Annotated in this window: 14 protein-coding genes; 4 read left to right on the top strand and 10 right to left on the bottom strand. The window is 72.1% G+C overall.

Annotation, left to right across the window (positions count from 1 at the left end):
• Nucleotides 1-6: 6 nt before the first annotated feature.
• Entirely contained in the window at nt 7-402 is a 396-nt protein-coding gene (locus BMZ47_RS26000) for a DUF3307 domain-containing protein (RefSeq protein WP_091865117.1), read from the bottom strand.
• Nucleotides 403-572: 170 nt separating this feature from the next.
• Nucleotides 573-1,547, bottom strand: a complete 975-nt coding sequence (locus BMZ47_RS25995; protein ID WP_091865115.1) for a quinone oxidoreductase family protein — start codon at nt 1,545-1,547, stop codon at nt 573-575.
• 88 nt (nt 1,548-1,635) lie between these two features.
• Here BMZ47_RS25995 and BMZ47_RS25990 point away from each other — a divergent pair, with 88 nt between their 5' ends.
• Nucleotides 1,636-2,523 carry a LysR family transcriptional regulator gene (locus BMZ47_RS25990; protein WP_091865112.1) on the top strand — a complete coding sequence of 296 codons (888 nt, stop codon included), beginning with the start codon at nt 1,636-1,638 and terminating at the stop codon, nt 2,521-2,523.
• A 112-nt stretch (nt 2,524-2,635) separates the two neighbouring features.
• Nucleotides 2,636-3,400, top strand: coding sequence for a 3-hydroxyacyl-CoA dehydrogenase (locus BMZ47_RS25985; protein ID WP_007557973.1), 765 nt, complete (start codon nt 2,636-2,638; stop codon nt 3,398-3,400).
• 52 nt (nt 3,401-3,452) lie between these two features.
• On the opposite strand, the gene BMZ47_RS25980 is transcribed toward BMZ47_RS25985, so the two are convergent.
• From BMZ47_RS25980 to BMZ47_RS25970, 3 genes are all read right to left on the bottom strand, one after another.
• A complete protein-coding gene (locus BMZ47_RS25980) occupies nt 3,453-3,701 on the bottom strand; it encodes a hypothetical protein (protein WP_007557970.1) in 249 nt (82 codons plus the stop codon).
• Nucleotides 3,702-3,749: 48 nt separating this feature from the next.
• Nucleotides 3,750-4,037 carry a hypothetical protein gene (locus tag BMZ47_RS25975; RefSeq protein ID WP_007557968.1) on the bottom strand — a complete coding sequence of 96 codons (288 nt, stop codon included), beginning with the start codon at nt 4,035-4,037 and terminating at the stop codon, nt 3,750-3,752.
• A gap of 107 nt (nt 4,038-4,144) precedes the next feature.
• A complete protein-coding gene (locus BMZ47_RS25970) occupies nt 4,145-5,383 on the bottom strand; it encodes a pyridoxal-phosphate-dependent aminotransferase family protein (RefSeq protein ID WP_208601118.1) in 1,239 nt (412 codons plus the stop codon).
• A 222-nt stretch (nt 5,384-5,605) separates the two neighbouring features.
• Here BMZ47_RS25970 and BMZ47_RS25965 point away from each other — a divergent pair, with 222 nt between their 5' ends.
• On the top strand, nt 5,606-6,151 hold the full coding sequence (locus tag BMZ47_RS25965) for a PepSY domain-containing protein (RefSeq protein WP_091865108.1): 546 nt from the start codon (nt 5,606-5,608) through the stop codon (nt 6,149-6,151).
• A 144-nt stretch (nt 6,152-6,295) separates the two neighbouring features.
• The gene (locus BMZ47_RS25960; RefSeq protein ID WP_091865106.1) at nt 6,296-8,569 is read left to right on the top strand and encodes a xanthine dehydrogenase family protein molybdopterin-binding subunit; all 2,274 of its coding nucleotides are present in this window, start codon (nt 6,296-6,298) and stop codon (nt 8,567-8,569) included.
• 367 nt (nt 8,570-8,936) lie between these two features.
• Here the strand turns inward: BMZ47_RS25960 and BMZ47_RS25955 are convergent, their stop codons facing one another.
• From BMZ47_RS25955 to BMZ47_RS25935, 5 genes are all read right to left on the bottom strand, one after another.
• The gene (locus BMZ47_RS25955) at nt 8,937-10,046 is read right to left on the bottom strand and encodes an aldo/keto reductase (protein WP_091865104.1); all 1,110 of its coding nucleotides are present in this window, start codon (nt 10,044-10,046) and stop codon (nt 8,937-8,939) included.
• A 55-nt stretch (nt 10,047-10,101) separates the two neighbouring features.
• Nucleotides 10,102-10,782, bottom strand: coding sequence for a nickel pincer cofactor biosynthesis protein LarB (gene larB, locus BMZ47_RS25950; RefSeq protein ID WP_091865102.1), 681 nt, complete (start codon nt 10,780-10,782; stop codon nt 10,102-10,104).
• The gene (gene larE, locus BMZ47_RS25945) at nt 10,782-11,591 is read right to left on the bottom strand and encodes an ATP-dependent sacrificial sulfur transferase LarE (protein ID WP_091865100.1); all 810 of its coding nucleotides are present in this window, start codon (nt 11,589-11,591) and stop codon (nt 10,782-10,784) included. The genes larB and larE overlap by 1 nt, the downstream gene beginning before the upstream one ends.
• Nucleotides 11,591-12,895, bottom strand: a complete 1,305-nt coding sequence (gene larC / locus BMZ47_RS25940) for a nickel pincer cofactor biosynthesis protein LarC (protein WP_091865098.1) — start codon at nt 12,893-12,895, stop codon at nt 11,591-11,593. Before larC ends, larE begins: the two co-directional genes overlap by 1 nt.
• 289 nt (nt 12,896-13,184) lie before the next feature.
• Nucleotides 13,185-13,562: transposase (locus BMZ47_RS25935; RefSeq protein ID WP_139220962.1), on the bottom strand; the 378-nt coding region annotated here is incomplete at its 5' end.

Genomic DNA, 13,562 nt, shown 5'->3' with positions numbered 1-13,562 from the left:
GGGGGATCAGGCCGCCGCCAGCAATGCGGCGAGCCCGATATGGGTCACCTGGTGCAGGAACTGATCGATCCCGATCAGCCACCAGAACCGGGCATCGGTGGTCGCGAAGCGGGCCCGCTGGCAGATTACGGCCTTGCCGCGGTCGATCGCCGTGTGGATCACGAAATCCACGGGCGCCAGCCACCACAGGGCCGGCTTGACCGCCAGGGCGATTAGCAGGGTCCCGAATCCGTGCAGGCCGGTATGGGCGCAGAGCGGCCAGAACCAGGCGGACGCCCGCTCCTTGCCCTGCGCCATCCAGTTGGTCTGAAGGAGGAAATCGGCAGCCAGGTGCTTCACCGCGAAGGCGACGAGCAGGAGCGCGAAGGCCCCCACCGGAACGGGCGTGTCGACGGACGGCATTCCGGCCCTGTCTCTCCTGGCGGAACCGCGCGGGGGTGATCCGATCCCGCGCCTCGAATCGTAGCACCCTTTCATACACCCGCGCTGTGTCCCGCCCTTGTGATGGCTCGCACAGGCCATCACCGGACGCGGGGCGAATCGGGGTTTTCAAACGGCCCCGGCCCTCGGCCCTAAACCGTGAGGACGACGCGCCCCGTCGTGCGTCCGCCTTCGAGGTCGGCATGGGCCCGGGCCGCGTCCCGGAGGTCGTATTCGGCTCCGATCGGGCTGGTCAGGCCGTCTTGCAGGGCCGCGATCAGGTCGGCGCTGCCGCGGCGGTACAGGTCGGGATCGTTGGCATAGGCGAGCACGCTCGGCCGTATCAGCGCGACCGGGCGGCCGGCTCCCAGGGTCTCGACCCGGAACGGCGGAATCGGTCCGGCCGGCTGGCCGAGGCTCGCCACGATCCCGAACGGCCGGACCGCCGCGAAGGTCCGGGCCAGCATGCCGCCGCCGATGCCGTCGATCGCCAGATGCACCCCCTGCCCATCCGCCAGGATCCGCGTCCGCTCGGGCCAGTCGCCCTCGCCGTGCAGGAAGACCGCATCGGCTCCGGCCTCCAGGGCCGGCACGCGCTTTCCCGCGGAACCGACCGTGCCGACCACATGCGCGCCGAGGCGCTTCGCCCAGCGGGTGACGATCTGGCCGAGCCCGCCCGCGGCGGCGTGGACGAGGATCCAGTCGCCGGGTCCGACCGCCCGGACCGTGTGCAGCAGCATGTGGGCGGTCAGGCCGCGCAGCATCGTGCCGCCGACGACGCGATCGGGGAGGGCGTCGGGCAGCCGCACCAGACGTTCCGCCGGCAGGATCCGGGCCTCGGCATAGGCGCCCATCGGTGCGCCGTGATAGGCGACCCGGTCGCCAGGCTTCAGCGACCTGACCTCCGGCCCGACGGCCTCGACCGTCCCGGCCCCCTCGAATCCCAGCACCGCCGGATAGGTGTCGAGCGGGTAGAGGCCGGTTCGAAAGTAGATGTCGACGAAATTCACGCCGATCACGGATTGGCGGATGCGGACCTGCCCCGCCCCAGGCTCGCCCAGGTCGATCGCGCTCGCCGTCAGGACTTCCGGCGCGCCGGGTTCGCTCATCATCATCGCTGTCGTCATGGTTCATCTCCTGCCCGGGCAGCGAACCGCGTTTTGATCTGTGAGAGAATTCGGGATCTCTTCACCGGCCTCGTGCAGAACTGCACCGATGGTCGATTGGCAGGATCTCCACCACTTCGCAGTGCTCGCGCAGGCCGGCTCGCTCTCGGCCGCGGCGCGGGCGCTCGGGGTCGATCACGCGACGATCGGCCGGCGGGTCGCGTCCCTCGAGGACGCCCTGGCGCTGAGGCTGATCGAGCGCCTGCCGCGCCGGGTCACGCTCACCCCGGAGGGGATCGCCATCGCGGCCTTGGCGTCGGAGATCACCGGAACCGTGCAGGCGATCGAGCGCCGTGCCCGGGGCTACGCCGAGGCGCCGGTCGCGACGGTCCGGATCAGCGCGCCGCCCGCCGTCGCGGCCCGCCTGATCGCGCCGCAGGTGGCGGGCTTCCATCGGGCGCATCCTGGCATCACCCTGGTCCTGTCCGGCGCCGCCAGGATCGCGGCGCTCGATCGCGGGGAGGCGGAGATCGCCGTGCGGCTGACGCGCCCCGACGATCCGGATCTCCTGATCCGCCGGATCGGCGCGATGCGGTTCGGGCTCTACGCGACCCCGGACGAGGCGACGAAGCCTTCGTCGGACTGGACCTTCATCGGCTACGATTCCGCCCTGGAGCACGTCCCTCAGCAGGCCTGGCTGCGGAGCCTGCTGGCCGGCCGGCCGATCGTGTTTCAGGCGAGCGACCTGTTCGGTCAGCAGGAGGCGGCCCGGGCCGGCCTCGGCGCCGTGGTCCTGCCCCGCTTCCTCGGGGACGGGGATTCGGCCCTGGTCCGCCTCCCGGTCGAGGGGATGCCCCCATCCCGGGACATCTGGCTCGTCACCTATCCCGACCTCAAGCGCTCGCCCGTGATTCGCGCAGCGCTGGCGTTTCTGGCGCGGGTGATCGGCCAGGGATGTCCGGTGACTGCGCGAGCGGACGAGATCGGGGCGCCATGACCGGGTCCGCCGAGGCGCGGCCGGGGCCGGTCTGGTCAAGCCGTCGGACCCGCCTTCCGGACTTCATGATCCCGCGCTACGCCGGGGGCTTCGACGAACGGGGGGAGCCAGGATGATCAAGGATCGCGTCTACATCGTCACCGGCGCGGGCTCGGGGCTCGGGGCCGCGGTGGCGCGCAGCCTCGTGGCGGCGGGCGCCAGCGTGGTGGTGGCCGACATCGCCCGGGAGGCCGGGGCCGGCGTGGCGGCGGAGCTGGGCGCGCAGGCGCGGTTCGCGGCCACCGACGTCACCAGCGAGGCGGACGGGCAGGCGGCGGTCCAGGCGGCGCTCGACGCATTCGGGCACCTGCACGGGCTCGTCAACTGCGCCGGGATCGCGCCGGGCGAGAAGGTGGTCGGCCGCGACGGCCCGCACCGGCTCGACAGCTTCGCCCGGGCGGTGTCGGTCAACCTGATCGGCACGTTCAACATGATCCGGCTCGCCGCCGCGGCCATCGCCAAGGAGGCGCCCGATGCGGAGGGCGCCCGGGGCGTGATCGTCAACACCGCCTCGGTCGCGGCCTTCGACGGCCAGATCGGGCAGGCGGCCTACGCGGCCTCGAAGGGCGGCGTGGTCTCGATGACCCTGCCGATCGCCCGGGAGCTGGCCCGGCACGGCATCCGGGTCGTCACCATCGCGCCGGGGATCTTCGAGACCCCCATGATGGCCGGGATGCCCCAGGAGGTGCAGGACGCGCTCGGCCAGAGCGTGCCGTTCCCGCCGCGCCTGGGCCGCCCGTCGGAATATGCCGACCTCGTCCGGCACATCTGCGAGAACCCGATGCTGAACGGCGAGACGATCCGCCTCGACGGGGCGCTGCGGATGCCGCCCCGCTGAGCGCGTCAGCGCAGCGTCCCGAAAGCCGGCGGCCGCCGTCCGGGACGATACTCTAGCCGATCGAGACGCTGGTCAGGAGCTCGGCGGCCCGGCGCACCTCGGTGACGATCAGCTCCTCGCTCGGACCCTCGACCGGCATGTCGGACAGGATCGCGGCGACGTCGCGCTTCACGTCCTCGCGGATCTCCGGATTCTCCTCCGACAGGCGCCCGATCAGGACGCCCAGGACGATCTCCAGGGCGGAGAGCTTCGCGTGCACGCGGGTGAAGTCGTCCAGCGGTTCCGGCTCGTTGTCGGTCATGGGTTGCTCCGTTGGGGCGCCTGCTCGGGTGTCGTACGACAGCAGGCTTCAATTCGGCCGCTCGCCGGCGGGCGGGGTCAGCATCGCTTCCATCTGGTTGATGGCGCTGCGCAGGGCTTCGAAGGCGGGCAGCGGCCCGCGCAGATGCGCGACGACCCGCCGGCGCGTCCGGGACGGGGCGCCGGGCTCGGTCGGCTCGTAGACCTCCATCTCCAGGGTCATCCGCCCGATCCCCGCCCCGACCCCGAAGGCCGAGACGGTCTCGAAATAGACGATGGGCGCCTCGATGACGCCCTCGACCTGGGGCGGCGCAGCGGCCTCTCGCGTATCGGGCATGCGGGATCTCCCGGACCAGGGCGCCGCACCGTCCGGGGGACGGGCGACGCATCGCGTCAGGCATACGCTCCCGCGGCCGGCTTGGTCGATCCCGCGGCGAGCCGCGATCAGGCGGCCGCGCTCTCGGTCCAGGCGGCCAGGGCCGCCGCGACGCCGGCGCCCGGCGGGACGGAAAACCCTTCCGCCCGCAGGACCGCCTCCAGGGCGCCCAGGGTGATCAGCACCTTGTGCTTGCGGGCATTGTAGCCCATCGCGCCGATCCGCCAGACCTTGCCGGCCAGCGGCCCGAAGGCGGTGCCGATCTCGATCTCGAAATCCTCCCGCATCCGGCGCCGCACCGCCTCGCCGTCGACCCCGTCCGGGATGTAGAGCGCCGTGACGTTGGTCATCCGGTAGCGGTCGTCGCCGAACACGCTGAGCCCCATGGCGCGGATGCCCGCCGCGACGGCGCGCCCGGCGGCGGCGTGCCGGCGGTAGCAGGCCGCCAGCCCCTCGCCCAGCACCACCCGGGCGCATTCCCGCGCCCCGTACAGCATCGTGGTCGCCTCGGTGTGGTGGTTCAGGCGCTTCTCCGACCAGTAATCCATGATCATGGCCAGGTCGAAATAGTTCGAGCCGATCCGCACGCCCAAGCCGTCGTCGATGTCGTCCCGGCGGATGCCGTGCTCGACATGGCGCCGGGAGAAGATCCGCTCGGCCGCCGCCGCCGAGACGGTGATCGGCGACGAGCCCGAGGGGCCGCCGAGGCATTTCTGCAGGCCGCCGGTCACCACGTCGACGCCCCAGCGGTCGGCGGCGATCTCCATGCCCCCGATCGTCGCGGTGGCGTCGACGTAGGAGAGCGCGCCGGCCCGGCGGCAGAGGTCGCCGAGCCCGTCGAGGGGCTGGGCCATGGTGGTGGAGGTGTCGCCGTGGACGGTCGCCACGACCTTCGGGCCGAAGCGCTCCACCGCGGCGGCGATCGCCTCCAGAGGCACCACTTCGCCCCAGGGCGCGTCCACGGTCTCGACCACGGCGCCGACCCGCTCCAGGATCTCGGTGAGCAGCAGGCCGAACCGGCCGAAATTGACCACCAGCACCCGCTCGCCGGGGGCGACCAGGCTCACCAGGGCCGCCTCGATCCCGGCCCGCGCCGTGCCGTCGACCAGGAAGGTCCAGCGGTTCTCGGTGCCGAAGATCGGGCGGTAGAGCGCCATCACCTCGTTCATGTAGGCGGTCATCTCGGGGTCGAACTGCCCGAGCAGGTCGGCCGACATGGCGCGCAGCACGCGCGGATGGGCATTGACGGGTCCCGGCCCCATCAGGAGCCGCTGGGGCGGGTCGATCTCGCCGATCTGCTCGAGCACGGGCTGACTTCCTTCGCTGTCGCGCATTCCGGGCGGGGCGACGCAATCCTCCGGCCAAATCCCTCAGGCCATGTCGCGCTCGCGCATGTTGCTAGGGATCCGCGGCGGCTCGATCAAGCAGAGCGTTTTTTCCCAAGGACGGAAACCCTGCACGCCCCTCGGCGTTTCAAGGTCCCAACACCGACCCAACCAAGACCGAACCCGCAAAGGGGGATACCCGCCATGATGAAACGCTTCGCCACCGCGGCCGGACTGCTCGCCCTCTCGACGAGCCTCGCCCTGGCCCAGACCGCCACCCAGACCGACAGCAACCAGAAGGAATGGCAGGTCGCCAAGGTCGCCAAGGTCGGCCTCGCCCAGGCGCTGACCACCGCCGAATCGCAGGGCGACGAGAAGGGCGGCCGCGCCATCGACGCCGATTTCGAGAAGGCCGACAGCAAGAACCCGGCGCATTACGCCGTGAAGGTCGTCTACCCGAGCGGCAAGCTGGTGGAATACGGCATCAACGCCGATACCGGCGCGCTGTACAAGACCGAGAACCAGCCGATCGAGCGCTACTTCACCCGGTTGAAGCCCGCCGATTTCCAGAACGCCAAGACCTCGCTCAAGGACGCGCTCGCCATCGCCGAGCAGAAGGCCGGCGGCGGCAAGGCCTACGAGGCCGAGGTCGAGAAGGACGGCTCCACGGTCCAGTACGAGATCAAGGTGGCCGGCGCCGACAAGGACCAGAAGGTCAAGGTCGGCCCGGACGGCAAGGTGGTCGACTGATCCCGTAGGATCACCACCCGGAGCGGCGGGGCCGTACCAAAACCGCCCCGCCGCTGCATGGTGTCGCCCCGCCGCCCGGTCGCGGAGCCGGGCGGCCGCCTCGGCGATTGCTCCCGGACGATATGGCCGACTGGGAGCGCGAACATGGAATCAGGCACGCGGGACGCCCAATCGATCCTCGGGACGGCCCGGACCCGGGTCGAAGGGCCCGACAAGGTGACCGGCCGGGCGGTCTACGCCTCCGACCGCCCCGGGCCAGAGACGATGGCCCGCGCCGCCCTGGTCACCAGCACCATCGCGTGCGGCCGGATCACCGGGTTCGACCTCGGCGCCGCCGAGCGGGTGCCCGGAGTGCTGGGGATCTTCACCCACCGGGACTTCGCCGGGGCGGTGGCACCGGTGAAGCACCTGATGGCCGGCGGCTACGCCAACAGCTCGCACCGGCCGCTCGATTCCGACGCGGTCGCCTATGCCGGCCAGATCGTGGCCCTGGTGGTGGCCGCCACCCAGGAGGCCGCCGAGGAAGCGGCCGGCGCGGTGCGGGTCGCCTACGCGGAGGAGCCCGCCGCCGGCGGCTTCGACGCGCCGGGGGCCGAGACCGTCCGGCTGGCGGATCTCAAGGCGCAGCACGAGGACATCGCCCGGGGCGACGCCGAGGCCGGGTTGCGAGCGGCCGCGATCCGGGTCGAGGCGCGCTACGAGACCCCGGTCCAGCACCACAACCCGATCGAGCTGTTCACCACCCGGGCGGCCTGGGACGGCGACAGGCTCACCGTGCACGAGCCGACCCGCTATGTCGGCGCCGTGCAGCACGGGCTCGCGGCGCAGCTCGGCCTCGACCCCGCGCAGGTGCGGGTCGTGTCCGGGCTGATCGGCGGCCATTTCGGCTCGAAATTCGCGCTGTCGCAGCACACGGCCCTGGTCGCCCTGGCGGCCCGGCGTCTCGGCCGGCCGGTCTCGCTGGTCCCGACCCGGCGGCAATGCTTCACCATCGCCAATTACCGGCCGGAATCGCGCCACGCCATCCGGCTCGGGGCCGAAAGCGACGGCCGGTTCACCGCCCTGGTGCACGAGGCCGAGACGGTCACGTCGCGGTTCGATCCGTTCGTCATGGAGGGGGCCGAGGTCACGGCGAGCCTCTATGCCTGCCCGGCGATCCGGACCGAGGAGCGGGCGGTGCGGGTCGATCGCAACACCCCGGGGCCGATGCGGGCGCCCCCGGAGGTGCCCTACCTGTTCGCCCTGGAGAGCGCCGTCGACGAGATGGCCGTGGCCCTCGGAATGGACCCGATCGCCCTGCGGCGGCGCAACGACACCGCAATCGATCCGGTCTCCGGCAAGCCGTTCTCGACCCGGCCGCTCATGGCCTGCTTCGACGCGGGCGCGCGGGCCTTCGGCTGGGCGCGGCGGGCGCCGCGTCCGGGGACGATGCGCGACGGGCCCTGGCGCGTGGGCCTCGGCTGCGCGGCCTCGGTGCGGCCTGTGAAGATCGCGGCCGCGACCCTACGGGTGCGGCTGAACCCGGACGGGACCGCGGAGGTCGCCTGCGCCCATCACGAGATCGGAAACGGCATCACCACGCTGCTGGCCATGGGCGCCGCCGAGGGCCTCGGCGTGCCGGTGGAGCGGGTGACGGTCCGGCTCGGCGACACGGCGCTGCCGGCGGCCGGCATCTCGGGCGGGTCGAGCACGACCACGAGCCTGATGAACGCCCTGGCCCTCGGCTGCGATCAGATTCGCGAGGCACTGGCCCAGGCGGCTACGGGGCAGGGCGGGCGCCTCGCCGGGCGGGATCCGGGCGCCCTGTCGCTGGCGGGCGGGCGGCTTTCAGCCCCGGACGGCACCGGCATCGCGCTGGCCGAGGCGATCGGCCCCGCGGGGGTCGAGACGCTGGCCGCGTTCGTTCCCGCGGGCGGCGACCGGGAGAAGGCGCTGGCGGGCCTGCGGCAGGGCCATATCGGGCTCGCCTTCGGCGGCGGCGGGCGCGCGGTCTCCTGGGGATTCGGGGCGCAGTTCGCGGAGGTCCACATCCATGGCGAGACGGGAGAGATCCGGGTGGCCCGGCTCACCGGCGCCTTCGCGGCGGGGCGGATCCTCAACCCGCTGACCGCCCGAAGCCAGCTTACCGGCGGGATGATCTGGGGCCTCGGCTCGGCGCTGCTGGAAGAGACCGTGCTGGACGGGGCGGCCTACCGCAATCCGGATCTCGCCGAGTATCTCGTCCCGACCTCGGCGGACGCCCCGGAGGTCGAGGCGCTGCTGGTGCCGGACCCGGACGACCGGGTCGACGCCCTCGGCCTCAAGGGCCTGGGCGAGCTCGGCATCATCGGCGTCAACGCCGCCATCGCCAACGCCGTCCACCACGCCACCGGGCGCCGGATCCGCAAGTTGCCGATCCGGCTGGAGGATGTGGCGTGAGGCGGGCCGCCTCTGCCTCCCTCACCGCCGGCTACGATGCTCAAACATCGGCCAGTGCAAGGCGCGACGCGCGCTCCTCCCGCTTGCGGATTCACACATCAAGATCGGCATAATGCACTGGAGACACCACGCTTTTCCCTCCCCCCTCTGCGGGGGAGGGTGGCCCCCGAAGGGGGTCGGGAGAGGGGAGCGACGGGGCAGGATGAAGCTCCGGCTCGCACGCCCACTCCGCGCCCTTTCCTGACCCCGGGTTCCCCTCTTGCGGGACTTCGTCCCGGCCCGACCCTCGCTGACGCGAGGCCCACCCTCCCCCGCAAAGGGGAGGGAGACGCGCGCCATTCGAGCCGCATGCCTCCGCTTGCTCGCCCTACTCCATCGTCGGCGCGAGCTTCTTCACGCTCTGCACGTCCTCGCCGAGCCAGGCCGCGTTCTTGGCGGTGCCGTCGAAGGTCGCGCTCGTCTTGAACAGCTCGTACTTGCCCTCCAGGGCGTAGGGCTTCGAGCGCGACAGCAATTCGGCCACCGTCGCCTTGTCCATCGGCTTGAAGGTCTTCACCGCCTCGAAGGCCTGGTCGAGGTCGCGCTGGTTCTGGATGCCGGTGATCACCACCGAGACCGGCAGGTTCAGCGAGAAGTGCAGGTATTCCAGCGGCTTGATCGGCGCGTCGGCCTTCAGGATCACCCCGTCGCCGAAGGTCTTCATGGCGAGCGGCGCGATGCCCTCGGCCACGAGGTGCGGCAGCACGAGATGGCCGAACGAGCGGAAATGCGCGTCCATCACGTTGAGCGGCATCTGGCAGGAATCGAAGTGGAAGCCGCGCTCCTGCGCCACCGCCAGCATCTGCAGGTGGATGCGCGGGTCCTTGTGGCCGGTGAAGCCGATATAGCGCAGCTTGCCCTGCTTCTTGGCCTCGAGGAAGCCCTCCATGGCCCCGCCCTCCGCGAAGACGCGGTCCGGGTCGTCGTAGCGCAGGATCTCGTGGTGCTGGACGAGGTCGATCCGGTCCGTGCGCAGGCGCAGGAGCGACTGGTCGATCTGCTTGAGCGCCTCCTCCTTGGTCCGCCCGTCCATCTTGGACATCAGGAAGACCTTGTCGCGATAGCCGCCCTGGGCCAGCGCCGCGCCCATGCGCAGCTCGGAGCGGCCGTCATTGTAGTCCCAGCAATTGTCCATGAAGGTGATGCCGCGATCGACGCCTTCGTGGATCAGCCGGGTCGCCTCGTCGTCGGTCACCGCGCTCTTGCCGAGGTGGAACCCGCCCATCCCGATCGCCGAGATCTTTTCCGCGGTCCGGCCGAAGCTGCGGTAGAGCATCTCGCCCCGGCGCTCGCCCGGATCGGTGATCAGCGGAAGGTCGGCCGGGTCCTGGGGCCGGGTGTTCGGAAGCGGCGGGACGTTCACGGCCGCACCTGCGCTGCCGGCGCCCGCGAGGCCCGCGCCGAGCACGGCGCCCTGGAGGAAGCTGCGGCGTTCCATCGGATATCTCCGTTCGGGAGGGGATTCGGTTCGGAGGGTAACGGGTGGCGGGACATCATCGTTCGACCTCCTGGGCGAGGCGGCTCGCCGCGTTGAGCAGGCGCAGGGCGGCGCAGGCCGCCCCGTAGCCGTTGTCGATATTGACCACCGTGATCCCGGGGGCGCAGCTCGCCAGCACCGCGTCGAGGGCCGTGCGCCCGCCCGCGGCGACGCCGTAGCCCACGGAGGTCGGGACCGCGATCACCGCGCCGGCCACGAGGCCGCCGACCACGCTCGGCAGCGCCGCATCCATGCCGGCGGCGACGATCACCACCGGATGCGCCCGGATCTCCTCCAGCCGTGTGGTCAGCCGCCACAGGCCGGCGACGCCGACATCGGCGAAGAGCGTCGCGGCGTGGCCGGCATAGCCGAGCGTGCGCAGGGTCTCCCGGGCGACGGGCACGTCCGAGGTCCCGGCCGCCACCACGGCGACCCGGGCCGGGCCGGCGACGGCCGGGGGCTGCCCGAACACCGCCGTGCGCGAGACCGGGCAATAGTCGAGCCGCGCCGCAGCCCCGAGCCGGGAGCACTTCTCCGGATCGAGCCGGGTCAGGAGCAGCGAGGCGCCCCGGTCCCCGGCAGCGACCAGGATCGCGTCGATCTGCTCAGGGCTCTTGCCGGCGCAGAAGATCGCCTCCTCCAGGCCGATCCGCTCGGGCCGGGCGAAGTCGAGGGTGAATTCGTCCGCGACGCTCATCAGGGCGAGGCTCCGGTCAGGAAGGCGCTGCCGACCCGGTAGGGGGCGAACCGGACCGGGCCGGCGAGACGCGGCGGCGCGATCTCCCGGATGCCGGCCCCCAGTTCTTCGCGACGCTCCGGGTCGAGGGCGGCGAGGCTGCCGGGGTCGAGCTCCACCACCACGCCCTCGGCCCGCACTCGGCAGCGGACGGCCCGCCGGGCGCCCGTGCCGGCATCGAGGGCGCCCCCGACCAGCCGCTCGACCGCGTGGATGAAGCCCAGGGTCTCGGGCTCGATCGGGATACCGGTCTCGACCCGGCTCGACAGGCAGGGCGCGGACGGCAATTCGGCCACGGTCCCGAGACCGAGGTCGCGGGCGAGCGCCCGGACGGCCGCCTTGTCGAGGCCCGCCTCCACGTAGGGGTGGCGCACGCCGTGCTCCCGGGCGGCGTCGAGGCCGGGGCGGTACTCGCCGAGGTCGTCGCGATTGGCGCCCGACAGGATCTGCCGCTCGGTGACGCTGCGGATCGCCCCGTACAGGTTGGTCTTGCAGAAGAAGCAGCGGTTGACCGGGTTGGCCCGGTAGGCCGGGTCGGCGAACTCGCCGGCCTCGATCACCCGCAGGTCCCAGCCCTCCCGGGCGGCCTCGGCCCGGACCCGCGCGGTCGCCTCGCCGGGCACGGCCGGGGAGACCGCGTGGACCACGAGGACCGCGTGCGGTGCCAGGCGGTGGGCGAGGGTGGCCAGCGTCAGGCTGTCGACCCCGCCGCTCACCGCCACCGCGACGGGCCCGAGTTCCGCCAGCACGGCTTCGAGCTGCGCGCGCATCACCGGTCCACCTTCGTGATCTCGTGCGTGATCTGTTGCAATGCGAGGCCCTCGGCCTCGGCCCGCAGGCGCGCCCGCTCCGCCTGGCCCGCCTGGTCCAGGGCGTCGTCGGCCTCGGCCTTGGCGGTGCGCCCGCCCGGCCGGTCGACGACCTTGACCCGGACCGGCCGCCCCTCCGGCACGACCGTCACGGCCTCCCGCTCGAGCACCGCCCGTGCGACCCGGTGGTGGCGCAGCCCGATCGTGGTGGTCTCGCGGAAGCAGGCCGCGATCGCCGTCTCCAGGCTCTCGGGCTGCACCAGGGCCTGGATATGGGCCATCATCCGGCCCTTCTTGCCCAGGACCGGCATCTGCACGACGTCGCGCACGCCGGGCTCCGCGCGCAGGCGGTCGAGGCCCATGGCCAGATCCTCGCCGGACTGGTCGTCGATCTCGAAGGCGATGACGGCCAGCTCGGCCCGGTCCGGCCGGGATGCGGCCGCCGCGTCGAGCACGAGGGCGCGCAGGCAATTGCTGAGCCCCGGCAGGCTCTTCGTGCCGAAACCGATGCCGCTCCGCCCGATCGTGCCGGGGGGCCGGCCGCGCCCGGGCTCATGACCGCAGAGATGGCGCAGGATCGCGGCGCCGGTGGGCGTCACGCGCTCGCCCGGGATCCCGTCATCGAGGGTCGAGAAACCTTCGAGCAGGAGCGTGGTGGCGGGGGCCGGCACCGGCAGGGGGCCGTGCTGGGTCCGCACCCGGCCGGAGCCGAGCGGCAGGGCGGAGACGCTCCAGCTCCGCACCTCGAGGGCGGCGATCAGGTGGGCGGCGGCGACGATGTCGGCGATCGAGTCGAAGGCGCCGACCTCGTGGAACGCCACGGCGTCGACCGCGATGCCGTGGACCCGCGCCTCGGCGTCGGCGAGGTGCCCGAAGATCGCCAGCGCATGCGCCCGGACGGCCGGCGCGAGCTCCGCCCGCTCCAGCTCCGCGCGGATCTCGGACCAGGGCCGGTGGCCGTGCGGCGCCGGATCGTGCGCATGGCTGTGCGGGTGATCGTGATCGTGATGATCGTGATGGTGGTGGTCCGCATGGGCGCCGTGGCGATGCGGCGTGGGGACCGTCTCCGCCCCCGGGGCCGAGACCGCGAAGCGCAGCCCCCGCAGGATGCCGTCATTGTGCTCGGACGCGGCGCAGGCGATGCGCGGATCGACGGCCCGCACGCTCGCGCGCACGCCCTCCAGATGCTCGGGAAAGGCGTCGAGCAGCGCGGCGGCGAACATGTCGCCGGCCACGCCGCCGAGCGCGTCGAGGTGGATATGCATGTGTGTCGGTCGGCCCGAACCGGTTCCTGATGCCGCTCAGATCGTCCGCGGCGGGCACAAGGCAAGGGAGGCGGTGCCGGTCCGGCGACGCGGCGTATCGCCGTCACGCCCGACCGGCTCCCCGGCGCACAGGCGCGGGGACCGGTCTCGGAGGCGCCATCCGCCAGGGTCTGAACCCAATTCGCTTGTGCGTAGGGCGTCTGCTTTCGACCGAGGCCGTGTCAAAACGCATTTAACATGGCCGCCAGCGTCGATCGGCAGGATGATGACGACGGCGCGGCGCGCTGCTTCAGGCTCGAATGGCCTGGATGAGCCGGGTTGCGCCGAACAAGCGGATCATCCGTTTCAGGTTGTAGGCGAGGATTGCGAGGCTCATCTCGGTTCTCACGCCTTTCAGGCCCTTCGTCAGGATGGGCGTGCTGCCCATCCAAGCTTTCAGCGTCCCGAAGACGTGCTCGACCGTGGCGCGCCGTACCGCCATGGCGTCCGGCATGGCATCGAGCCGCCTCTGCATGGCCTCCAGCACCGCCTCGTGCTTCCAGCGCTTGAAGCGTTTGAACTTCTCGGTCGTGCAGCGCGCTCGCATCGCGCAGGCCTGGCAGGCGTCCAGGTTGCGGTAGTGATGGATGTCACCGTGTCGATCGGAGCGCGCGTTAGACTTCGTCAG

The sequence above is a fragment of the Methylobacterium brachiatum genome (assembly GCF_900113845.1).
In the GTDB taxonomy this organism is placed as follows: Bacteria; Pseudomonadota; Alphaproteobacteria; order Rhizobiales; family Beijerinckiaceae; genus Methylobacterium; species Methylobacterium brachiatum.
Note: the sequence above shows the minus strand (reverse complement) of the source record. Positions and strands in the feature narration are given on the sequence as shown.